This window comes from Novosphingobium hassiacum, assembly GCF_014196055.1.
Taxonomy (GTDB): domain Bacteria; phylum Pseudomonadota; class Alphaproteobacteria; order Sphingomonadales; family Sphingomonadaceae; genus Novosphingobium; species Novosphingobium hassiacum.
This window is the reverse complement of the sequence record NZ_JACICY010000013.1, coordinates 1-21,995: the sequence shown is the minus strand read 5'-3', so window position 1 is coordinate 21,995 and position 21,995 is coordinate 1. Positions and strand designations below refer to the sequence as shown.

Here is a 21,995-nt window from a genome sequence, read left to right as displayed (position 1 = left end):
GCCTCTGTCGGCTTGGCCATTCAGACCATCCTCGCTTTTTGAAGTTGAAGGATTTTGTTGAGCACTTGGCAATCGCCGCCAGCAGCGCGGCGGCGACTCGGTCTTTCTCGATGTTCCTGTTATGTACCGAAAGAGCGTGACGATGTCAATCGAAAAGTGCCAATGCGGTTAGTTGCCTAACCACTGGCACTTCACTCGTCGCTCGCCTAAACGCTGCGCTGCAACAACCGATCGACGGGATCATCGATGCTTCGCCGCCTCTACGACTGGACCATGGCCAAGGCCGCGCACCCCCACGCCGAATGGTGGCTCGCGCTTTTCGCATTCATGGAGGCGAGCTTCTTCCCGATCCCGCCGCACCCGCTGCTCGGCCTGATGTGTCTGGCCGAACCAAAGCGGGCGATCCGCTTTGCCGCGATCGCAACGGTCGCCTCGGTGCTCGGTGGCTTGCTCGGCTACGCCATCGGCTACGGTCTCTACGACACCGTCGGCACGCAACTGCTGGCTCTGCTCGGACTCACTGAGAGCTTCCCGAGGGCCGCGTGTTACTTACGCGAATACGGGGTCGAGATCATCATGATCAAGGGCGCCACGCCCATCCCGTTCAAGTTGCTGACGATCACCGCCGGTTTCATCGCGATGCCACTGGTGCCCTTCATTCTGGCCAGCATCGTCAGCCGCTCGATCAGCTTCATGATCGTCGGCGTGCTTTTCCGGCTGTTTGGGGCACCGATCAAACGGTTCATCGACAAGTACCTCGGTCTCGTCACCATCGGCTTCGTCGTGCTGGTCGTTGGCGGGTTCGTTGCCGCCACGATGTTGGGCGGCGGCAGTTCCGAAGCCTCGTCGAAGTGCAACGCGGTCGCTGCCGTAACTGCCCCCGCCTGACACCGCCTTTCCACCTAGAGCGTTGCAGGGAGGCCAACGCCAAAATGGAAGCTGCCATCCTATGATCCTTCACGACTTCGCCCTGTCATCGGCCAGCTACCGGGTCCGCATCGTGCTGAACCTCAAAGGGCTGGATTACGAAAAGCGCAGCTATGCCCTGCGCGCCGGCGAGCAGCGCGCGCCCGATTACCTTGCGGTCAATCCCGCAGGCCTGGTCCCGGCGCTCGAAGTGAACGGCTTGCGGCTCGGGCAAAGTCTGGCGATCATCGAATACCTCGATGCGGTGTACCCCGAACCGCGCATGATCCCAGCCGATCCGATCGAGCGCGCCCGGGCGATGGAGATGGCGCTGACCATCGCCTGCGACATCCACCCGCTCAACAATCTGCGCATTCTCAAATACCTCGAGAACGATCTCGGGCAGGATCAGGCTGCGGTCGATACCTGGTATCGCCACTGGGTCGAGGCCGGGTTCGCGACGCTCGAACAACTCCTGCCCGATGCACCCTACGCTGGGGGCGATGCGCCCAATGTCGTCGATGCGTGCCTGGTCCCGCAAATGTACAATGCGCGCCGCTTCAAGACCGACCTGACGCCATTTCCCCGACTCGCCGCCATCGCCGACCACGCCGCCGCGCACCCCGCCTTCGCCACCGCAGCGCCGCCGCCGCTTTAGGGCCTCGCTGCCTCGAAAAAATTGGAGCAACCATGCTCAGAGACCGTCCTTACGAACGGTTTCCCTGGGCTATCTGCGCTTTGAGAAGCGATGGTGTTGAGCCTGTGGGATGATTGGGCTTGTTCATGTGCGGAGGCTCCAGATCCTGGTTGAGCATAGCGAACAGTGCGACGGTGTTGGGACTGATCAGCCATGCCCGATTTGCCGAGGTGAGGATTTATGTCCGGATTTTCTCGCGCGGATCGAACTGACCTCAACAGGTCCGTCAGCTATTAATTGCGGTGCTCGAGCCGCACAAACCTCGCTGCGCCCTGCGTTCAAGGCTGGACGACCATCCAGTTGCGGTAGAGCATGTAGCTAGCCACGACGACGATCAGCGCGGCAAACACCGTGTTGAGACGCCCCTTCGCAGCCGACAGCTTGCGGGCGGCAGCGGCTCCCAGCACAGAACCGACCATCCCTCCCGCGATGAAGCTGGCAGCCAGCGACCAGTCCAGCATACCCGAGGCGGCGTAGTTTGCGGCGGTGGTCAGCCCAAAGGCGGCCACGGCAATGAGAGATGTTCCGATGGCCCGATAGATCGGCATCGAGGTCGAGGCGACGAGCGCGGGAACGATGAGAAATCCGCCGCCTATCCCGAAAAAACCGGATAGCATTCCCGTGCCAACTCCGAACAGAACGACCTTGGGCAGGTTGTCGCGATTGCACTGGACCCCTTCGATCCCAGTGTCATCACGCCCGCGATACATCGCGAAGGCCACGACCAGCATAAGCAGGGCAAAAAGAAACAACAGCTTCTGGCCGTCGAAGGCCTTGCCCAGGGTCGAGCCACCCAGCGCGCCCATCACACCGGCGAGTGCGAACGAGCCGCCGCACCGCCAGTTGACGTTCTTCTCGCGGGCATGATTGAACAGCCCGGCCAGCGCGTTAGCCGCAACGGCCAGTGCGCTGGTGCCTATGGCCAGATGCGGGCTTTTCACGCCCACGACATAGACCATCAAAGGCACCGCCAGGATCGACCCCCCGCCACCCACGAGGCCCAAAGTGAAGCCGATCAGCACCCCGCTCAGCCCACCAAGGATATACTGGACTTCGCTGAACATCTGCGGGCCTTGCAATTAAAGGAGGTTCAGCGGCAGTTTGAGATAGCTGACGCCGTTATCATCCGGTTCGGGCAGATGCCCGGCGCGAATGTTGACCTGGATCGAGGGCAGGATGAGGCGCGGCATACCCAGCGTCTTGTCGCGCGCTTCGCGCATTGCGACGAACTCATCTTCGCTGATGCCGTCATGAACATGGACGTTGTCAGCCCGCTCGGCCCCGATCGTCGTTTCCCAGACGAAGGTATCGCGGCCCGCCGCCTTGTAATCATGGCACAGGAAAACCCGGGTCTCGTCGGGCATTTGCATCAAGCGGCGAACGGACCGGTACAATGTCCTGGCGTCTCCGCCCGGAAAGTCAGCACGGGCAGAGCCATAATCGGGCATGAATAGTGTGTCGCCGACGAAGACAGCGTCCCCGATCACATAGGCAAGGCACGCGGGAGTATGCCCGGGGACGTGGAGCGCGATAGCACCGAGATTGCCGAGTGCAAAAACTTCGCCGTCACCCATCAGTCTATCGAACTGTGAACCATCGCGTTTAAAACTGGCGGGCTCGTTGAAGACGTCGGCGAACACATTCTGAACGGTCACGATCTCGCGCCCGATGACTAGTGCGCCTCCGAGTTGCTGCTTGAGATAAGGCGCATCCGACAAATGATCGGCGTGGGCATGCGTCTCGAGCAGCCAGTCGATCGTCAGATCCTGCTCGCGCACGTAGGCTACAAGCGCGTCGGCCGAGCCATGGCTTGTTCGACCGGCAGCCTGATCGAAATCCTGCACGGAATCGATAATAGCGGCGCGGCGGGTGGCCGGGTCGTGCACCACGTGTGTCGCAGTGAAGGTGGGTTCGTCGAAGAACGTCCGGATCACCGGTTTGCCGGCTGCAGCACGCGCTGCTTCGACCAGAGTCCTCGCGAACTGGATGGCGCTGTCGTTCATGGGGCAATATTCCCGGTCAGGGCGTTGAGCCGCCAGGCCGCCACCGTTTGCATGCCCTCGGCTTGCAGCAGCGCCGCCTCGGCTTCGATCGCTTCGCGTTCCGCATCAAGCACGGCAAGAGTTGGCTTGGCGCCGACTTGTGCTTCCAGCCTCGTGCCCCGCAGCGCTTCGACAGCGGCATTGCTCCGCAGTTGCGAGGCCTCGGTCATGCGCCGCGCAGTGATCAACCCCTGCCAGACATCGATCACCATGCCCTCAAGCGCCTGGTCAGCTTGGCGCAACCTTGCTTCGCTGGCATCCAGATCGGCATCCGCCGCCCGGGTTTGCGCAGCGACACGGCCGCCCGCCCACAATGTCCAGCGTCCACGCACCCCCACGGCTACCGTGTCGGCCTTGTAACCCGGGAAGAATTGATCGCGCACATGCGCAGCTTCCGCGAAGGCACCGACGGTCGGCATGCCTTCTGCCTTGGCGGAGCGAACCCCCGCACGCGCGACATCGACCCCCGCCTTTGCTTGCCGAAGTGCTGGGTTTGAGGTGCGGGCCATGTCCAGCGCCTGGTCGAGCGTTGGCGGAATAAGCGGCAATTCCGGCAACGGCGCCAGATCGCCCGCAGGCTTTCCCGTGAACCGCTGGTACGCGGCCTCGGCTGAAGCGCGCCGTCCCTGCGCCTGCGCGAATCCGGCGTCGGCTTCCGCCTTGCGGGCGCGCGCTTGAGCCAATTCCGAGCTGGCGATCTCGCCAGCGCGAAAGCGCAGGCCCGCTTGCCGCTCGGTCTCGACCAGTTCACCGACGAGTTGCGCAAAGCGCGCCTCGAGCTTTCGCGTGGTCAGGACCTCGGTGTACGTGCTGACGGCAAGGACGATGGTCTGGAGGCGCGCCTGCTCAGCCCCGAAGCGCGCTACGTCTGCGCCCCCACGGGCCCGATCGATCGCGGATGATATGCGCCCCCCTGCATAGAGCGGCATTTCCGTTGTGGCCTGAAGCGCAAACGGCGAGACATTGTCGGCCGAAAGTCCGAAATACTCGCCGTTATCGATCCGCCCGGCGCCGTAAGAGCCTTCGACTCTAAACAACGGATTGCTTTCCGCTCGGGCACGTTCGACCCGGGCCTTAGCCGCCGCCTCGCCGGCGGATGCTTCATCTAGCGTCGGGGAGTTGCCCAGAGCATCTGCAATGGCGGCGGCGAGATCCTGCGCCGAGGCTGGGGTGGCGGCAACAAGGTAGGGCAGCATAAGCAACTGCAGGATCGGGGCCAGGATCAGGCGATGCATGTCAGTCGAGATTCAATTGAAGGCGTTGCCGGGTCTGACGCCCAGCTTCTTGAAGATCATTGCCGCAGGGCAAAAGCCGGTAAAGCTGGCCTGAAGCATGTTCGCCCCGGCAAACGCAGTCAGCCAGAGGAACGCTGGATGAACCCAGTGCGCAAGCGCGAGGCTGGCCAGCACGACTATTCCGGCAAAGCGGAAAACTGCAGCATCAAGCATCACGGCCATTCTCCTTATTTGAAACGCAGCTTGCGGATGCCGAGCGCATGCATCGCCAGCTTTTCGTAGAAGGGTTCGCTGGTTCCACGCCGCACTTTGTGGAGGAAATACCTCTCGAAGCCGATCTTCGCGAAATGCACCCATTTGCCGCTCGATGACCAATTGAGGTTGCGCGGCGGAATCTGGGGATGCGCGACGAAAGCGACACCACCGTCACCGAAGTCCGCCAGGCAGACGGCATTCCAGGTCGCTTCTTCGATCGGTTCCTTGCCGTCGAGTTCCAACTTGAGGTTGGCTGCAATCGCGGTGACCATCGATTCGATCATAAATCCGGTCTTGGGCACCCCAACCGGAACCGGCGTGGGGCCGATCGGCGGGATCGCTACGCAGACACCAAGGGAATAGACGTTCTTGAAATTGGGATTACGCTGGTGCTTGTCGGCGAGAATGAACCCGCGCGGATTGGTCAATCCTTCAACGCCGTGGACGGCCGAGATACCGCGGAATGCGGGGAGGATCATGGAGTAGCCGAACGGCAGATCATGGGTTGCCTTGACAGTGCCGTCGTCGGCCACCTCCTCGACGTGCATCATGCCTTCTTCGACCTTGGTGATCCGGGCGTTGGTGACCCATTTGATGTGCCGATTGCGAAGCTCGCTCTCGAGGAGGCTCTTGGTGTCTCCGACACCGTCGAGGCCAAGATGACCGATATAAGGTTCAGGCGTGACGTAAGTCATCGGCACCTGGTCGCGGATTTTGCGCCGTTTGAGTTCGGTGTCGAGGATCAGAGCAAATTCGTAGGCCGGGCCATAACATGAAGCGCCTTGTGCGGCGCCGACCACGATCGGTTTCGGGTCTTCGCAGAACTTGTCGAAGGCGTCGGCGGCATGACCGGCATGGTCGGTGCGGCATATGGATTTAGTGAAGCCAGCAGGTCCGAGCCCTTCGACCTCGTCGAAGGCAAGATCAGGGCCGGTGGCGATCACCAGGTAATCATACGAGAGTGAAGTGCCGTCGTTGAGTTCGACCCGGTTTTCCTGCGGGTGGACGCGCTTTGCCCCGACTGCGGTGAAGCCGATGCCCTTCTTCTGCATGATCGGCGGCAAATGAACCTTGATCGCGTCAGGCTCGCGCCATCTGACGGCCACCCAGGGATTACTGGGTACGAACCAGTAATCCTCTTGGTCGTTGACGACCATGACGTCTGCTTTGCCCTTTACCGCATCCCGGATTTCATAAGCAGCAATTGTGCCTCCGAGGCCTGCGCCAAGAATTATGATCTGGGACAATGACACGCTGGCTCTCCGCTATCAAATCTGCCTGATGGATCCCCAAGCAGCGGCGATGGTGCGCACACGCTGGATGGCCCGTCATTGATCCACATCATTGGATCGCGGTTGACTTATATAATGGCTACGTCATATAAGCAATAACTAAAGTTTGCGTGATCTCACAACCGCGCAGCCACATGACGAAAGGGCAGCCATGATGATTTTTGGTTCCGGTAAGGCCAAGCACCCCGAAGTGACGGCAAAGCAGCTCGACCAGATGCTGCGGTCGGGAGTTGCGGCCGTTATTGATGTTCGCGAGCAAGACGAGTTCTCGTCAGGTCACATTCCGGGCGCGATCAACATGCCGCTATCGACGTTCCAGCCATCCAGACTGCCGGTTACCGCCGGAAAAAAGCTGGTGCTCGCCTGCCTTGGCGGCAAGCGCTCGGCAATGGCCCTGGACAAATGCGGTGTGGCGCAGGCTGCGGTCGACACCCACCTGGCGGGCGGGTTTGACGCTTGGCAATCGGCCGGCCTTCCTGTCGAACGATAAACCAATCCACGACAACCAACGTCAGCAAGGGAAATGACGATGCGGGGATACCTGTTGGCCTTGACCGCCCTCAGCACAGCGGTTCTCAGTCTGCCACTCGCCGGTTGCAGCGGGGCCGAGCAAACTGCGCAGACGGCCAAGGCACCGGCAGGCCCCCGCCTCGTGCTTGCCGCCAGTGACACGGTAAATTGGCAGGATGTCAGCGCCGAGATCGCCACGGTCGATCAGGCCCAGGTTTTGGCCCGCATTCCCGGCATATTGACCACACTCACGGTGAAGGAAGGCGATAAGGTTGCCAAAGGCCAGGTGATCGGGCGCATCGTCGATAGTCAGCTTGGCTATCAGGCCGGTGCTTATGGAGCCCAGGCTGCCGCCGTGCAGGCGCAGGCCGCACAAGCTCAGGGCGAATTAGCCCGCGTCCGCTTCCTTTACCAAAACGGCGTTTATGCCAAGGCCCGGCTAGAACAGGCAGAGGCCGCCGCAGCAGCTGCCCATGCCCAGATCCGGGCCGCACAGGCGCAGCAGTCGGCGGTAGGGGCCGTGGCGGGCCAAGGTGTCGTGACGGCGCCCGCCAGCGGCCGTGTGCTCAGGGCCGACGTCCCGGCCGGCTCCCCGGTTGCTCCTGGGATGGCAATCGCAGTAATTACTGCAGGGCCCACGATTGTCCGTCTCGAAATGCCGGAATCGCTGGCCGACAAGGTTCACCCCGGATCGCGGGTAACCGCAAGCAGCATCGGTAGCGTCGCTGGAACGGTGATCAAAGTCTATCCTTCGGTCACTGCGGGACAAGTGTCGGTTGATGTGGAAATGCCGGGCATCGACAATCGCCTGATCGGTCGTCGCGTGGCGGCAAAGGTCGAGACGGGCGCGCGCAAGGCACTCTTGGTGCCGACCGGATATGTCACCAATCGCTATGGCATCGACTACGTCACGGTGCTCGCCAAGGAGGGCGCTGCCGCGCAGGTGCCCGTCCAGACAACCGCGTCGGCCGAGCTGGGCAAAGTCGAAATCCTGTCTGGGGCAACCGCAGGTGATACCCTGATCGAGGTTGCCAAGTGAACCTGGGCATCTCGGGCAAACTCACCCGGGCGACGATCATGTCGCCCCTCACTCCCCTGTTTTTGCTTGCTGCGATCCTGGTCGGCCTGCTGGCGACCATCACAATTCCGCGTGAAGAGGAACCCCAGATCAAGGTTCCGATGGTCGACATCATGGTCCAGGCGCCGGGATTGTCGGCGCGCGAGGCCGTCGAACTCGTGGGGAAACCGCTTGAGGCCATCGTCAAGAGCGTCGACGGTGTCGAGCATGTCTATACTCAGGCACAGGATCACGGCGCGCTGGTAACGGCCCGCTTCCTCGCAGGATCGAACCCCGAAGACGCGGCCATCCGCATCAACGAGAAGATCGAGGCCAACAAGGACCGGATTCCGGTTGGCATCCCTGCGCCGCAAGTGACGGTGCGCGGGATCAACGACGTACCCATCGTGGTCCTCACCCTCACGCCCAAGCCTGGCGCAACAGGTGCGTGGAACGATCAGGCATTGTCGGAACTTGCAGGCAAACTCAGGACCGAGATCGCGAAAGTCGACGACGTCGGGCTCACCTTCATCACGGGGGGGCAGCACATGGCGCTCCGCGTGGTGCCCGATCCGGCCAAACTGGCACTCTACCGCGTGCCGTTGGGCAATATGATCGAGGCTGTTTCCCAGGCTAACCGTGCTTTCCCTGCCGGAACCGTGCGCGAAGGCGGCCAAGCGGTACCGGTTGTTGCCGGCCAGACATTGCGTGATGCACAGGAGCTTTCGGGTCTGACCGTGCGTTCGGCCAGCGGCGCTCCGGTCTTGCTGTCCGATGTCGCGAAAATCGAGCAAGTGCCGACTCAAACTCAGGCCCGAGCCTGGCGCTGGGCCAAAGACGACCAAGCGGGCTGGAACATGGGCCCGGCAGTCAGCCTTGCCATCGCCAAGCGCGCCGGGGCCAATGCGGTTACCGTTTCGGAAAGCGTTGTAGAACGGGTGAATGCCCTCAAGGCGACGCTGATTCCTCCGGGCGTCGAAGTCTCTGTGACGCGCAACTATGGCGAAAGCGCCAACGAAAAGGCCAACGAGCTGATTTTCCACCTCGCCCTGGCGACGGTCTCGATTGTCGTGCTGATCGGCTTTGCCATTGGCTGGCGTGAGGCGGGCGTGACCGCCATCGTCATCCCAACCACGATCATGCTGACCATGTTCGCGTCGAACGTCATGGGCTTTACCATCAATCGGGTCAGTCTGTTCGCGCTGATTTTTTCGATCGGCATCCTCGTCGACGACGCCATCGTTATGATAGAGAACATCGCGCGGCACTGGGCCATGAACGATGACCGCAGCCGCATCGATGGTGCGGTCGATGCCGTCGCCGAGGTGGGCAACCCTACGATTGTCGCTACCTTGACGGTGGTTGCGGCGCTGCTGCCGATGCTGTTCGTTTCGGGGCTGATGGGCCCCTATATGGCGCCGATCCCGATCAATGCCTCGGCGGCGATGATCTTCTCCTTCTTCGTCGCAGTGATCATCGCGCCGTGGCTGATGGTCCGGTTCGCCCGCAAGACGCTGTCACACAGCCATGATGACCATGGCGGCAAGCTGGGAGCACTCTACAAGCGCTATGCCAGCAAAGTCATCGCCACTTCGCAGAGCGCCCGGCGCTTTCTGATCGTTGTTGGCCTCGCGACGCTCGCCGCCTGCTCGATGTTCTACTTCAAGGCGGTGACGGTGAAGCTGCTGCCGTTCGACAACAAGAGCGAAGTTCAGCTCGTCGCTGACCTACCCGAAGGCACTAGCCTCGAGGCGACTTCGCGTGTGCTCGAACAGGCCTCGTCTCTGGCCCGCACCGTGCCCGAGGTCGTCTCGATGGAAGCCTATGCGGGGACCTCGGCACCGTTCAATTTTAACGGCCTCGTCCGTCATTACTTTCTGCGAAATGAGCCTGAAATGGGTGATCTCATGATCACCTTGCTTCCTAAGGGTGACCGTTCGCGGTCCAGTCACGACGTTGCGGTGGACCTGCGCGAGAAGCTGAAGGCAATCCCCCTGCCCGCCGGCGGCTCGCTTAAGGTGGTCGAAACCCCGCCCGGCCCCCCGGTGCTGGCCACGCTGCTCGCAGAGATCTACGGTCCCGACGAGGCCACTCGCCAGAAGACTGCGGCGCAAGTCGAGGCGATCTTCAAGTCGGTTCCCTATATCGTCGATGTCGACAACAGTTTCGGACAGCCCCGCCCTAGACTTAGGCTGGTCCCTGATCGGGCGAAGCTCGATCACTATGGCCTTTCCGAACGCCAAGTGTTCGACAGCATCGGCGCGCTACTCGGCAGCCGGGTGGTGGGATATGCCACCAGATCGGGATTGGGCGGCAACGAACGCAATCCTCTGCCGATAGAAGTCGCGCTCGATCAGTCGCAGCGCAGCTGGTCGGCATCGCTTGCCGCCACGCCCGTTGCCACGACGCCGACCGGTCAGCTCGTGTCACTCGGCGAATTGGTAACCGCAAGAATGGAGCCGGGCGGCCAGGCCATCTTTCGCCGCGACGGGCGCGGTGCGGCGATGGTGACTGCCGAACTCGCGGGTCGCTACGAAGCCCCGATCTACGGGATGCTGGCGGTTGATGAAGCAATCAACAATTTCGACTGGAAGGCCAATGGGCTGGAGAAACCGGACATAATTCTCCACGGCCAGCCTGACGATGAGAGCAAGGCGTCGGTTCTTTGGGACGGCGAATGGGAGATCACGTGGGTGACGTTCCGCGATATGGGCGGGGCCTTCATGGTGGCATTGCTCGGCATCTATGTGCTCGTCGTCGGCCAGTTCCGCAGCTTCACGATCCCGCTGGTCATCCTCACCCCGATCCCCCTCACGTTGGTCGGCATCGTGCTCGGCCACATCCTCTTCCAAGCGCCATTCACTGCCACTTCAATGATCGGGTTCATCGCGCTGGCGGGCATCATCGTGCGCAATTCGATCCTGCTCGTCGACTTCATCCGCCACACCCGCGCGGCTGACAAGAGCCTGCGCGCAACGCTGCTCGAAGCTGGCATGATTCGCTTCAAGCCAATCGTGCTTACGGCGGCAGCAGCGATGATCGGCGCGGCGGTGATCCTGACCGACCCGATTTTTCAGGGTCTCGCAATCTCGCTGCTTTTCGGCCTCGCCTCCTCGACCTTGCTGACTGTGCTCGTTATTCCAGCGATCTACATAGTCTTGCGCGACGATGGTCGCCCGTTTCCGGAAGCACAAGCATGAAGCCAACTGATCTTTTCGAACTCAAGGCCAATGCCGGGGTTATGGCAGGACGGCTCAAGTTGATGAGCCATCCCGTACGTCTGCTGATGTTGTGCCGGATGGACGAAGGCGAGGTTTCTGTCTCAGAGCTGGTGGAATTGGCGGGGCTCTCGCAGTCCGCTGTGTCTCAGCATCTGGCATTGCTGCGGGAGGAAGGCATCGTCAACATCAGGGGAGAAGCGCAGACCCGCTTCTACAGCCTCAAGGATCCCATTGTACGCGGGGTCATCCATACGTTATGCGAACTGTGCGGCGAATCCGACAGATGAGGCTCCTCGATCTCGGAAATCAGGCATGACTGCAACAGATCCGATCCTGATCATCTGTCCGACCTGCTCGACGACCAACCGGGTTGCTCGTTCCAAACTTGGAGCGGGCGGGAAATGCGGTCGGTGCGCATCAGCGCTGTTCGACGGCCATCCCGTGCCGCTTGGGTCCCGAAATTTCGAAGCCCACCTGAGCAAGAGCGGCATTCCGCTGCTGGTCCAACTCTGTGCTTCTCGCCCGGAGTATTGAAGACCGCCATCATGAGGTTTCTCCGTCGTGCCCTCCTAGGAACGCAGGGTGGCGCACGTCATTGCGCGGTGAACCCGCCATCGACCACCACGCTCCGGTAATGAATGCCGCATCGTCCGAGGCAAGGAAGGCCACCGTTCCGGCGATGTCGTCGGGCGCCTTCGTCGTGGCGAAGCCCGGTGGCAGGCTGTTGGCACGAATACCACGCGGCGCGAGAGTAACCGCTACGGTTCTCGTCAATCCGATAACCGCGCTCTTGGCTGCCCCGTAACCGGCCTTGACGGGCATCTCGACCATAGCGGCTACGCTCGCGATATTCACGACGGCGCCGCCGGCGGACATGCGCGGCGTACACGCACGCATGTCCTGGAATACACCGTCGAGCGTGACCCGGAAGTTGTCGGCCCAATCGCTGTCGGCAAGCGGATCGAAGCGTCCGCCGCGCGCGAAATACGCCGCCGATACCGCGCAGGAGTTCATCGACTTCTGCGGCCGTGACAATCGCTGCGCGGTGCTTGACCTTGGGCACGATCAACGCCCCCCGAGGCCCCGCCGACACATCGCGGTCAGCTAGGCCCGTCGCAATAGCGTAGCGGACACCCGTCCGCAGGTGCTCCGCAGTCTCTGATCTCGCCGATCTTGCGGTCGCCGGGAATCGGATAGGCGAAGTCGAGCAGCCAGCGCAGTTTGCCCATGGTCACATCTGTGGGGCTTTCGCGCTGAGCCTTGTCCAGCCATTCCAACCCAACAGATTTGAAGGTGTTTGCCTGAGCCAGTGAACCGGTGATCTTTTCGATCCTTCGCTTCGCCGCGGGATTCTCGCCCTCGCTAAGTTGCTTCTTGATTTCGAGCCGCTTGGTTCGGGCTTCGGCCAGGGTAACGTTGATAGACCCCGAGAGCGATCGTCGTCCGCTTTCCGGCGCATTGGTAATCCATGCGTCAGTATCGGTGACCTGTCGGCTTGACGAGGAGAAAGAGCCCACCTCCATCGGTGAGCTTGTAAGCCTAGGGGCGGGGGCCTGCTTTTCGCACAGCCATATCGGTAAGCATGGCGGTACCTCACGATAATAAGTACCGTAAAAAGTACCGCAAAGTACCGTAGATTGCAGTGGATCAGGGGGATCAGCGGGGACGGGAATACCCACTAAGTTGCTGATTTCCCGGACTTCTCCGGACATTCGGGATCTGTCCGGAGAGGAAAATGGTGCCCAGAAGAGGACTCGCATCGAATTATGTTTTACGTGGTAAAACAGCATCATACGGGATGTGGTTTTTCTCGAAGGCCCGCAGAAAGGCCCGCAATTCAATATGATTTAAAGGTTCGAGTCTTTTTCAGGGACTCGAAACTTGCCGAAACGGCGGATTTCCGCCGTTTTCACACCGTGAACAAAAGTAGAAACTTGCATCAGTCTAGGGACCGAAAGGCCCGCAAAAATTCGTTCATGCATCGTTCCAACTCGCCCCGCCAAATCTTTTGCGATCCCCGTCGGCGCAATCTTCGCGCTGCTTGAGGTCTCTGAAAAAGGATGTGAAGCCTTGGTCATGGGATACTCATCGCGACCTTACCCCCCATTGGGAGGCGCGCGGGCTTATGGCAAATTTGCCGAAATTTGTGCTCCCGAACGGTAGCATTTCAGGCTCAAACATTGCACTCGTCGCCTCAATGAACCCGAACGGGTGCATTCATTGACTTTTTAGGTGGTTTGAGCATATATGCTCCCGAAAGGGTGCAGGACATGAGCAAAGAGTCCAAACTGCCAGCTGCGGCTAACCTGCTGCTCGCCTCGCGCATGAAGCCTGGCAGCTCGGGCGCTGCGTTGATCACTGCGCTCGGAAAGCATCCCTTGGTTGTGCAGGGGGAAATGCTGAAAGCCCGGCATCCCAATCTATCCATGCCATCGCAGCTCCTTATGTCAGATGGAAAGCCGGAGCGGGTAATTGCTGAAGCGGTTGGCCAAACCCGCAATCCTCTGAAGTCGATTGCCGAACTCGGGCTGATGGTGCGAGACGCCCGGAAGGCGATGAAAATGAATCAGGCCGAGTTCGCCGCGCATGCCGGCGTTGGCCGCCGCTTCGTTTCCGAACTTGAGGGGGGCAAGCCCAGTCTGGAGTTCGATAAGGTTTTAGCCTGCGCGGGAGCGGTCGGTGTCGACCTCTTCGCCAAGAAGCGCCGCGCCTGATGCAAACCCTCAACGTCTGGGTCGAAGCATCCCCTGATCCCGTCGGGCGACTGACGGCGGATGATAATGGCGCAGTGCAGCTCGCCTATGCTCCTGCATGGATCGAAGCAGCCACCAACTTTCCGCTTTCGCTGTCCCTGCCGCTACGAGAGGAGCCTTTCGGCGATGCGATCTCGCGCGCCTTCTTCAGCAACCTTTTGCAGGAAAACGACCAGCTCGAGCGGGTCGTCGCGCGCGAGGGGCTCGATCGCGGGGACATCGTCGGCCTGCTGGCCCATGTGGGCGCGGATTGTTCGGGATCGGTCAGTGTGCTGCGGGAGGATCATCCGCCAATCAAACGACCCGGCTCACTCAGCCAAGATTACGACGCGCTAAGCGAGGAGGACTTTGCCGATCTCATTCTGCGCCTTGCGCAAGGACGACCTCTGCCAGAAGAGATGCGCGATCCGTCGCCTGTCGCCGGCTTTCGGAGGAAGATTTCGCTCGCGGCTTTGCCGGGCGATCGTTTCGGACTGCCCAAGGCAGGCTCGGGGGCGCCAACTACCCACATCCTGAAAATTCCCGACCCGAACCATCGTCACGAAGCTCGCCACGAGGCGTTCGTAACCGAACTTGCCGAGCAGGCAGGGTTCAATGTCGGCGCGTGCGTTGCGGGAGAGGTTGAGGGGCAGGAAGTGCTGCTGATCACCCGCTTTGACCGATTGGTGATCGAGGACCAGGTTTACCGTGTACATCAGGAAGACTTTGCCCAAGCGCTCAGTCTTCCCGCGGAGCTCAAATACGAGCGGCGTGGCCGCGAGGGACGCCGGTTTGACGCTGCTGCTATCGCCCGCGTGCTGGATGCCACGGACAGGCCAGCGTTGGCACGCGAGCGTTTTCTGCGTTTGACGCTGTTCAATCTGCTTGTCGGCAACAACGACAATCATGCCAAGAACCACGCCCTTCTGCATATACCGGGTCAGTCTCCGGTGCTTGCGCCATTCTATGACCTCGTCCCGGTAGGGATGGTCGCGGGTTTCACGGATGAACTGGCGTTCCGGATTGGCAATGCCCATCTTCCTCACGAAATAACGGCTGGCGATCTGGAGAGTTTTTGCGTCGCCCTCGGTATCCCAACTGCGGGCGCAAGACGCATTCTGGCCTCGACGGCAACTGAGCTGATCCAAGTGATGGAGAGGCTTGCGAACGATTTCCCGAGAGAGATGCGTCCATTGGACAATCTCATCGGTGAGATGTCGGGACTGCTGAACACCGAACTAGGTCTTGGCCTGGCCGTGCGGGAGCGTGATGCACACGTGGTGCGCGGCGGCGGGTGGAATCTCAGCTAACTGCTTGCCAGGTCCCCCGGCGTGCTCAGCTCCAAACCTGGCCCGGCCATTCCAGCCTAGGTCGATAAGAGGCGAACCGTTAGCATGCACATCGCTATTCCCCATCGTCAGGCACTAGCCAGGCTCGCAGCCGTCAATGGGGCTTCCTCCAGGGAAACGTGCGCCAAGTTTATCAATTCCTTTTTTCGCTAAGTGAGACTTAGCAAATCTCGAGAATCGTAAACCGCTAGATTGAATGGCAGGCCTGGCCCGATTACCTACAGCGAGGTCAAAGCCCCAGAAAACTCACCGGGGTCCAGGCCTGCCCCTCCCGGAGGAGGAACTGATTTCAGGTGTGCGAGGGGTCGAAGGCCGACCCCGATTTCCACATTCGGAGCATCACGACTGCCATCTTCCGGGCGACGGCGACCCGGGCCTTTGACAGACCCACCTTCTTTGAAAGCGCGAGCCCCCAAGTCTGCAAGGCGCTTTGCGATTTCGTCGAGCAAAGCAGAACCGTGGCAGCGGACACCAGGTGCGTGCGGGTCAGTTTGCTGCCGAAGCGGCTTATCCTCCCAACGCGAGAGAGAACACCAGATTGGTGGATGGACGGCGTCAGTCCGAAATAGGGCCCAACGTCGCGGGCCCGTTGGAAGCGCGAAGGGTCGCCGATGGCGCTGTAGAAGGACAGGGCAGTGATCGGGCCAACTCCCGGCACTGTCAGAAGATTGGAACAAACCGGATGAGCGGCGGCCATGGTGCGAAGGCGCTTGTCCATTCCGGCAATATGCGACCGCAGGGTTTCCGCGATCGAGATCAGCGGCCTAACATCGGCATCTACATCGAGCCCGTCAGCCTTCAGTCGCTCCAACTGGTCCTCGATGCCAATGGCGAGCTTACCCACCCCTGTTTTCGTTTTGAGACGCCCGCCATGCAGCCGGACGATCGACTGGACCAGGGCATCAGTCTTCATGCGCTGCTGGACGAGGTTCTTGCGCACGTTGAGTAGGCTGCGGAGATTCTGGCACTCGAGCGGCTTCACGAAAACTTCCGACCCGATGGTCCGTCCAATCCGGCCAAGCTCGGCCAGTCCGCGCGCGTCGTTGGCGTCGGTTTTCTGCCGCCGTATGGCGAGGAACTTGGACGCCTTGCGAACCTCGGCGACGTAGACGGGGAAACCGTGCTCCTGGAGCTCGCGCACCATGTGCGTGCCCACACCTGCCTCGATGGTGATGCGCTGGACCGCCTCGACCCCGAAGGGGCGCAGGATATCCTTTATCTGATCGGCATTTGTATCGCGTTTTCCTTCGAAAAGGATTTCGCCGAATTCGTCGATGAGGCAGACTGCTGTTTCGGAAATCCCCGTATCCAGACCAACCCAATACTTCCGGTAGACCAACCAAAATCCCCCTGAAAATCCTTCTATTTTGGCGCGGCGTCACTTAATCTCGCGGCAGGAGCCCTGCAAACTTCCGACGTCCACAAGCCAACGGGAGGGTAGCAATCGGCGAAAGATTCGGCGAATGGGAATGCTCCTCGAAAATGCGAAACAAGGTCTAGGAAATCGTAGGATGGCCAAACTGGATCCGCGCCGCGCACTCGACGACCTCATCAAGGAGCGCGGTGAGTCCTATTCGTCGGTTTCGCGGCTGCTGAGCCGCAACCCCGCCTATATTCAGCAATTCATCAAACGCGGCAGCCCGACCCGCCTCGACGACAGCGATATGACTCAGCTGTCTGTGCATTTCGGAGTTCCGGCAGAGGTGTTCGGCGGCGATGCAGTCCCGGAGAACACCGGGCTGTCGACGATCGCGATCCCTGTCCTTGGCACCACAGATGATGCGGACGCACTGGCACGCATCCGCTTGGTCGATGAGGCATGGGTTCGGAAGCTCAGTCACAAGCCGACCGGGGTTTCGATCGTCATGGTCGAGGGCGATGCAATGAACCCGACGCTGCGGCACGGCGATGAAGTGCTGATCCAGCGCTACCTCGCCAACGAAAATCCGCGCGACGGACTTTACGTCATCAGAGCCGATGCCGGACTGCTGGTCCGTAGGATTGCGCTCGAGCCGACCCGAAACCGCATTTCGGTACTGACCGACAATCCGACCTATCCCAACTGGGATGGCCTTCCGAGGAATGGGGTGCAGATCGTCGGCCGAGTGATATGGGCTGGATTGCACATAGCTTGATCGGCTTCGCGCTTTTAAGGTGTGAAGAGACCTGCCGGTTCGGCGTAACTCTTGATCGTCCGCTCAGGACGTTCATGCCAACCGATGTTGAACGCCCAGTAAGTCGGGAAGAAATAGAGCGTCGAATAGGGCAAATGTTCATGCACCCAGCGGGCCAGGATCCGCCAATCTCCTGGTTCCTGATGTTTCGCCCAGAAACTGGGTACGACGACGCACGCCATCGCACCCATGCGGCCATCGGAGTCAAGACGATCCCAGATGTGCCCGGCGTAATTGCTCTCATTTGAAGCGCAGGTGTAGCCAGCCTTCTTCTTGCGCTGCATCTGGTTGCAGAAGCCGTTTACCTCGGAAGAGCGGTAGGCGGAACGGATGGCGATCCGTCCCCATTGCTCTTGCAGTGGTTCAAGTAGCTCCTCGCAGAGCCGCTTACCGGCCTTGATGGCCAGTTCCGGGTCATCGGGCGCGTTGTTCAGCCCGTGGATCATCGCAACTTCCGAATAGAGCATATCGCGCATGAAAAAGGACTTTGACAGCTGCGCCCGGCCCAATTCCGTGAGCGAAGGAACGGTGCGCGCCGTTCCGAGCCGCTTGACCGGGCCACCGCTTGGCTCAGCCACCCACCCAATCCGCAGCGATACGCCGTCGCAGACTTTCGCCGTACTGATTGTGCCAACTGGCGCATCTGGAAAACCCATGGCCTCGGCAAAGGCCCGGTAGTCGTCAAACCAAGAGCGCTTGGGGCAGAAGCTCTGAACGATCATCGCTGCATCGCGCGCGCAGTATCGTTGAGCTTCAATGACAGCGGAGGCCGTTCGGTGAATGAGTTGGTATCGGATTGTCCCGACCGTCGCCGGATCGAGATCGAGAATTCGGCACAACCGCTCCAGGCGTGCCGGGCGTGCGGTCGCATCCCCTTTTGCTTCCGAAAGCCACTCTTGGACTGTCGGGCCAAAAGTCTCGTCCACTTTCGCCTCGACGGCCAGAACGCCAAGACGCCCATCAAGACGAAGGATCGCCATGAGATCGGTCTGACTCGGTCGCTGACCATCACCAAGGTCTACCGGGCGCTCAAAAAATGCATCGACCAATGCGGCTCCCTTGAACGCGAAGTCATGATCGAAAGCCGATTTCACTGAAGACGGAAGCCCGTTCGCAGAAAACCAGAGATCGGCCACCGATTTGGCAGAACGCCCTGGCTGCCAATGGGTTGGCGATCCGAGGTGATGGATCACGTCTTCAGGCCGCAATACCGGGACATGCAGGCGGCGGATGGTCGATTCATTTTGCATGGCGCCGAGCTTCTTTTCTTCCGGCACCATGTCAACACCAGACGATAGGTCCCACCGCTATACGACGACTGGGCGTCGCGACGTTAAGAGATCCAAAAGGCCGGCGTGCCACATAGAAAGTCGCACGATATCTGAATTGAAGATATCATCGGCGAGCAGGACCACAGACGTAAGAAAGGCCCATGACACGATCTCTGCACGCCGATTTGGCGAAACGCTATTTTCTGGAGGACCTGCCTGGCGCGACTCAATTGGGCGCCCGCTTGAACGGGATTCTCTTGAAGATTGATTCAGGCGAACAGGTGACCGCGCTACAGCAGCAGTTTCTCGCCACGACAGGTCTCCATACGCTCAACGCCTTGGCCGATGGCAAGCTAACCCTGGGAGAGTTTCGGGCCGCGGCCGAGCGGGAGCAGGCAGCGCGCATTGAGGAGGCTTCGGCAAAGGCCGTGAAGGATGCGGCAGAATCGGCAGAGCGCGCTGAGGCCAGAGCAGCTGCGGTTAAGGCGACCTTTGCCGCCATGGCGAACGATCCCGCGCTCCGCCGGAAGCGAGAGGCCAGGGAACTGCGACAGCGCTTCGGCGTGGGATATGTCGAAAGCGAAGATTATCCGCGTGTGATGGCGCTTCTCAGGCAAGTCGCTAACCGGCAACGCCTCAAAGTCGAGGACGTCGCATGGCTCAAGATCGAGGCCGATTACTGCTGGACCGACGAGCTGCAGAGAGCCTGGCACGCATTGGAAGCCGCAGCCCTGACCCAAGCATGGGAAAGCAGCGGTGATCCCTGGAATGTCGTGAATGCGAGCGGGCATTGGCGCAAGGCTGGTGAACCGGAGCAAGCATTGAGACTGACCGAGGCGGCGTTGGCGCGGTGCGGATCAAATTCCAAACTCAGGTCGGCCTTGGCAACGACGCGCGGCGGAGCAATGCGTGATCTGCGCCGCCTCGACGAGGCGAAGGCACTGGCAAGCGAAGCGCATGAACTGACCTCAAGTGACTACAGGCCATGCACGCTGTTGGGCGCAGTTCACATCGAGCTTGGTGACCTCCTTGCAGGACACGCATGGTACGCGAAAGCCGAGAGCCTGGGGGCGCCGCGCCAAGCGATCGACCAGGAATTGCGAACGCTGCTGGTTCGCTCGTCCGATCAGGAACGGCAGCGCATTCGTGAATTTCTGCTTCTTCAGGATCCCGAGCGGTTTGCGTGGCTCCTGCGCTGGCCCGGCAACGGTTCACCAGCTACCAATTCGAAGTCCGTGCAGGCCAAAATCAATATTGATCGCGCTGCAATAGCCGAGACAGGCAGCCATGTTCATCGTCCCAGATGATCCCGGCCCCGCAGGTCCCGAAGAGGTCTTGAAGGCGACTGTCCAGAAGGTCTTCGACGGCGACGGCTTTCTTGCCAATGTCTGGCATCCCTATCGCGAAGCATGGGTCGAACGCATCCCTTTTCGCTTTGCATTCATTGATGCGCCAGAAATGGCCCAACCATTCGGGCCCGAGTCTAGGGATTTCTTGGCCAGCCTCATCGCAGGCAAAGAGCTTCGCCTCGATCCAGTTGGCAAGGAATCGACAGGGTATATGCCCATCGATCCGTACAAGCGGTTGCTCTGCATGGGATTTCTGACGGAGCAGATGAGTGTCGGCAGGATCGAATATTATCACAAAGGCACATGCGGCAGCGGTTCGGTGAAGCAAGCGCGTCATGTGACGCGCAATATCGAGCTCGAGATGATCGTGAATGGCTGGGCTTGGGTGGTTGAGCAATATGCGTTCGATCGCGAGGCAGAATACTTCGAGGCGCAGGATGACGCCCGGCATAGCCGGCGCGGACTGTGGGCTATGGATGATCCAGAGCCACCGTGGAACTTCAAACGCCGTCAAAGGCGCCGGAGCCGGGCATCGGAGGGTCAGGGCCGACTGATCTAGTCAGATGCTACTCAACGGCGCCATCGCCAGATTTTTCCCGTTTGGCCCAATGGACAAGATCCAGATCTGAATGCCTACTCTGTCGGACGTTTGTGTCGGTCGGAATCCGGAGCGCGGCATCGGTGGGCTGGCGTAGAACTTTCGGGCTTAAGCGCTGCCGCTCACGTACCTTGCTAGGCGGTCAGATATCGTTTGAGGCGCATATCCACCTCACGTCGCGGCAAGCGGCAGCGCGGATGGGCGGCCGTCTTGGTAAGACAGGCATGGAGCGTCGGTGCATCGCACAGCCCCGCCGCCTCGATGCGGTCGATGATCCACAACACGCCATGCACCTGGACTCCTTCTGCCTGCGCTATTGCGCGCAGGACACCGTCGCCGGTCAGCAGCGTCCATTGTCGTCCATGCGCCAAGGCAAAGGCAAAGGTGTCGGCAACCGAGAGTCTGCGCTCGGCCCTACCGAGTTGCGCTGCGTGCCGGACCTCGCTTCCTTCGAGTGACTCGATCACGATGCCGAGCGCGCGCAGCCGGTCTCCAAATGCCTGGTCCAGCTCACGCTCGAACAGGAGATCGGGGACCACGAGGCTGTCTTCAAGCGCGAAGGCCGGGTCGAGCAGGTCGCCGCGATCGAGGTCGATGATGACCGAGGTGTCCGACACAAGGAACGGCATCGCGTCAGTCTGCTTCGGCCAGTCGATGATCAAGCGTCTTGAGCGTTATCCCCAGCATCTCTGCCGCACGGCTCTCGCCAATCACGCCCTCGGCCAGAGCGCGGTAGCAAAGTCGCTCGAACCGCTTCGGCTCCTCGTATTCGGGGGCCATACGGGCGGGCTCGGCGAAGGGCTCCTTACGCCATCCACGCTTGACGAATTCCTTGAATAGCGATGAAAATGCCTTCTTATCGATGATGCCGAGATCAAGGCAGCGATAAGCGATTGCCTGGACGCTGACACCGAAACGCTCCTTGATTGCTACCAGCTCGCCGATGCTGATCGCCGAGCGCTGGGCACCCACCTCGGCGCGCACGACATCGGCTGGCATTAAGAAAGCGCCCGCAAAACGGTTGGCGGCGCCCTCATCGTCGACCGCTGCCGTGGCCGTCATGACCATGTGGCCGAGCTCGTGGGCAAGCGTAAAGCGTTTGCGCTCCGACCAAATATTCTTGCGCACGACGATTACCCGCGCAGCATCACGCCCCTTGCGCATCACGCGCGCCGCCAGCCCATCGATGTCGTCGAGATCGATCGAGAGTACTGGACTTGTAACGGTTTTGCGCCGGTCACCTGAGCGTTTTAAGCTCGCAGCAGGAGATCGACGAGATGATCAAGCATACTGAAGAGTTCAAGCAG

At 60.6% G+C, this 21,995-nt stretch carries 24 protein-coding genes; 12 read left to right on the top strand and 12 right to left on the bottom strand.

Annotation, left to right across the window (positions count from 1 at the left end; all coding sequences use genetic code 11):
• Positions 1 to 246: 246 nt before the first annotated feature.
• Together GGQ88_RS18060 and maiA are read left to right on the top strand one after the other, a co-directional pair.
• Positions 247 to 888: a YqaA family protein gene (locus GGQ88_RS18060; protein WP_183614867.1), complete on the top strand. Its 642-nt coding sequence runs from the start codon at positions 247 to 249 to the stop codon at positions 886 to 888.
• 61 nt (positions 889 to 949) lie between these two features.
• Positions 950 to 1,564: a maleylacetoacetate isomerase gene (gene maiA / locus GGQ88_RS18055; protein WP_183614866.1), complete on the top strand. Its 615-nt coding sequence runs from the start codon at positions 950 to 952 to the stop codon at positions 1,562 to 1,564.
• A 317-nt stretch (positions 1,565 to 1,881) separates the two neighbouring features.
• Here maiA and GGQ88_RS18050 read toward each other — a convergent pair whose 3' ends face one another.
• The 5 genes from GGQ88_RS18050 to GGQ88_RS18030 are packed head-to-tail and all read right to left on the bottom strand — an operon-like array spanning position 1,882 to position 6,388.
• Complete coding sequence (locus tag GGQ88_RS18050) at positions 1,882 to 2,667, bottom strand: sulfite exporter TauE/SafE family protein (RefSeq protein ID WP_183614865.1); 786 nt, start codon at positions 2,665 to 2,667, stop codon at positions 1,882 to 1,884.
• 15 nt (positions 2,668 to 2,682) lie between these two features.
• Positions 2,683 to 3,606 carry an MBL fold metallo-hydrolase gene (locus GGQ88_RS18045; protein WP_183614864.1) on the bottom strand — a complete coding sequence of 308 codons (924 nt, stop codon included), beginning with the start codon at positions 3,604 to 3,606 and terminating at the stop codon, positions 2,683 to 2,685.
• Positions 3,603 to 4,880, bottom strand: a complete 1,278-nt coding sequence (locus tag GGQ88_RS18040; protein ID WP_183614863.1) for a TolC family protein — start codon at positions 4,878 to 4,880, stop codon at positions 3,603 to 3,605. Before GGQ88_RS18040 ends, GGQ88_RS18045 begins: the two co-directional genes overlap by 4 nt.
• Before the next feature lie 12 nt (positions 4,881 to 4,892).
• Positions 4,893 to 5,093 carry a YgaP family membrane protein gene (locus tag GGQ88_RS18035; protein WP_425490466.1) on the bottom strand — a complete coding sequence of 67 codons (201 nt, stop codon included), beginning with the start codon at positions 5,091 to 5,093 and terminating at the stop codon, positions 4,893 to 4,895.
• Positions 5,094 to 5,107: 14 nt separating this feature from the next.
• Positions 5,108 to 6,388 (bottom strand): FAD-dependent oxidoreductase, encoded by a 1,281-nt coding sequence (locus GGQ88_RS18030; RefSeq protein WP_183614861.1) that lies wholly within the window; start codon positions 6,386 to 6,388, stop codon positions 5,108 to 5,110.
• 190 nt (positions 6,389 to 6,578) lie between these two features.
• Here GGQ88_RS18030 and GGQ88_RS18025 point away from each other — a divergent pair, with 190 nt between their 5' ends.
• Genes GGQ88_RS18025 through GGQ88_RS21835 form a run of 5 tightly spaced genes read left to right on the top strand, consistent with a single transcriptional unit; the run spans position 6,579 to position 11,749 of the window.
• Positions 6,579 to 6,917 (top strand): rhodanese-like domain-containing protein, encoded by a 339-nt coding sequence (locus GGQ88_RS18025; RefSeq protein ID WP_425490463.1) that lies wholly within the window; start codon positions 6,579 to 6,581, stop codon positions 6,915 to 6,917.
• A gap of 39 nt (positions 6,918 to 6,956) precedes the next feature.
• Positions 6,957 to 7,976: an efflux RND transporter periplasmic adaptor subunit gene (locus GGQ88_RS18020; RefSeq protein WP_343057275.1), complete on the top strand. Its 1,020-nt coding sequence runs from the start codon at positions 6,957 to 6,959 to the stop codon at positions 7,974 to 7,976.
• The gene (locus tag GGQ88_RS18015) at positions 7,973 to 11,194 is read left to right on the top strand and encodes an efflux RND transporter permease subunit (protein WP_183614858.1); all 3,222 of its coding nucleotides are present in this window, start codon (positions 7,973 to 7,975) and stop codon (positions 11,192 to 11,194) included. The genes GGQ88_RS18020 and GGQ88_RS18015 overlap by 4 nt, the downstream gene beginning before the upstream one ends.
• The gene (locus GGQ88_RS18010) at positions 11,191 to 11,502 is read left to right on the top strand and encodes an ArsR/SmtB family transcription factor (RefSeq protein WP_183614857.1); all 312 of its coding nucleotides are present in this window, start codon (positions 11,191 to 11,193) and stop codon (positions 11,500 to 11,502) included. Before GGQ88_RS18015 ends, GGQ88_RS18010 begins: the two co-directional genes overlap by 4 nt.
• Positions 11,503 to 11,527: 25 nt before the next feature.
• On the top strand, positions 11,528 to 11,749 hold the full coding sequence (locus GGQ88_RS21835; RefSeq protein WP_425490462.1) for an MJ0042-type zinc finger domain-containing protein: 222 nt from the start codon (positions 11,528 to 11,530) through the stop codon (positions 11,747 to 11,749).
• A 9-nt stretch (positions 11,750 to 11,758) separates the two neighbouring features.
• On the opposite strand, the gene GGQ88_RS18005 is transcribed toward GGQ88_RS21835, so the two are convergent.
• The 3 genes from GGQ88_RS18005 to GGQ88_RS17995 all read right to left on the bottom strand — a co-directional run bounded on the left by GGQ88_RS18005 (position 11,759) and on the right by GGQ88_RS17995 (position 13,293).
• A complete protein-coding gene (locus GGQ88_RS18005; RefSeq protein ID WP_183614856.1) occupies positions 11,759 to 12,229 on the bottom strand; it encodes an SDR family NAD(P)-dependent oxidoreductase in 471 nt (156 codons plus the stop codon).
• Positions 12,230 to 12,315: 86 nt separating this feature from the next.
• Positions 12,316 to 13,008 (bottom strand): integrase, encoded by a 693-nt coding sequence (locus GGQ88_RS18000; protein ID WP_246386301.1) that lies wholly within the window; start codon positions 13,006 to 13,008, stop codon positions 12,316 to 12,318.
• A gap of 54 nt (positions 13,009 to 13,062) precedes the next feature.
• Positions 13,063 to 13,293 (bottom strand): hypothetical protein, encoded by a 231-nt coding sequence (locus GGQ88_RS17995; protein ID WP_183614855.1) that lies wholly within the window; start codon positions 13,291 to 13,293, stop codon positions 13,063 to 13,065.
• Positions 13,294 to 13,485: 192 nt separating this feature from the next.
• On the opposite strand from GGQ88_RS17995, the gene GGQ88_RS21400 reads away from it, so the two are divergent.
• Together GGQ88_RS21400 and GGQ88_RS17985 are read left to right on the top strand one after the other, a co-directional pair.
• Entirely contained in the window at positions 13,486 to 13,929 is a 444-nt protein-coding gene (locus tag GGQ88_RS21400; RefSeq protein ID WP_246386298.1) for a helix-turn-helix transcriptional regulator, read from the top strand.
• A complete protein-coding gene (locus GGQ88_RS17985; RefSeq protein ID WP_183614854.1) occupies positions 13,929 to 15,257 on the top strand; it encodes a HipA domain-containing protein in 1,329 nt (442 codons plus the stop codon). Before GGQ88_RS21400 ends, GGQ88_RS17985 begins: the two co-directional genes overlap by 1 nt.
• A 328-nt stretch (positions 15,258 to 15,585) precedes the next feature.
• On the opposite strand, the gene GGQ88_RS17980 is transcribed toward GGQ88_RS17985, so the two are convergent.
• Positions 15,586 to 16,635: an IS110 family RNA-guided transposase gene (locus GGQ88_RS17980; protein WP_183614853.1), complete on the bottom strand. Its 1,050-nt coding sequence runs from the start codon at positions 16,633 to 16,635 to the stop codon at positions 15,586 to 15,588.
• A 172-nt stretch (positions 16,636 to 16,807) separates the two neighbouring features.
• Here GGQ88_RS17980 and GGQ88_RS17975 point away from each other — a divergent pair, with 172 nt between their 5' ends.
• On the top strand, positions 16,808 to 17,431 hold the full coding sequence (locus GGQ88_RS17975) for a S24 family peptidase (RefSeq protein WP_183614852.1): 624 nt from the start codon (positions 16,808 to 16,810) through the stop codon (positions 17,429 to 17,431).
• 14 nt (positions 17,432 to 17,445) lie between these two features.
• Here GGQ88_RS17975 and GGQ88_RS17970 read toward each other — a convergent pair whose 3' ends face one another.
• Positions 17,446 to 18,750, bottom strand: a complete 1,305-nt coding sequence (locus GGQ88_RS17970; RefSeq protein WP_183614851.1) for a DUF6946 family protein — start codon at positions 18,748 to 18,750, stop codon at positions 17,446 to 17,448.
• 248 nt (positions 18,751 to 18,998) lie between these two features.
• On the opposite strand from GGQ88_RS17970, the gene GGQ88_RS17965 reads away from it, so the two are divergent.
• Positions 18,999 to 20,048: a tetratricopeptide repeat protein gene (locus GGQ88_RS17965; RefSeq protein ID WP_183614850.1), complete on the top strand. Its 1,050-nt coding sequence runs from the start codon at positions 18,999 to 19,001 to the stop codon at positions 20,046 to 20,048.
• 28 nt (positions 20,049 to 20,076) lie between these two features.
• A complete protein-coding gene (locus tag GGQ88_RS17960) occupies positions 20,077 to 20,649 on the top strand; it encodes a thermonuclease family protein (RefSeq protein ID WP_246386296.1) in 573 nt (190 codons plus the stop codon).
• Positions 20,650 to 20,822: 173 nt separating this feature from the next.
• Here GGQ88_RS17960 and GGQ88_RS17955 read toward each other — a convergent pair whose 3' ends face one another.
• A complete protein-coding gene (locus GGQ88_RS17955; protein ID WP_183614848.1) occupies positions 20,823 to 21,317 on the bottom strand; it encodes a PIN domain-containing protein in 495 nt (164 codons plus the stop codon).
• Positions 21,318 to 21,321: 4 nt separating this feature from the next.
• Entirely contained in the window at positions 21,322 to 21,891 is a 570-nt protein-coding gene (locus GGQ88_RS17950) for an ImmA/IrrE family metallo-endopeptidase (RefSeq protein ID WP_484549392.1), read from the bottom strand.
• Positions 21,892 to 21,995: the final 104 nt, after the last annotated feature.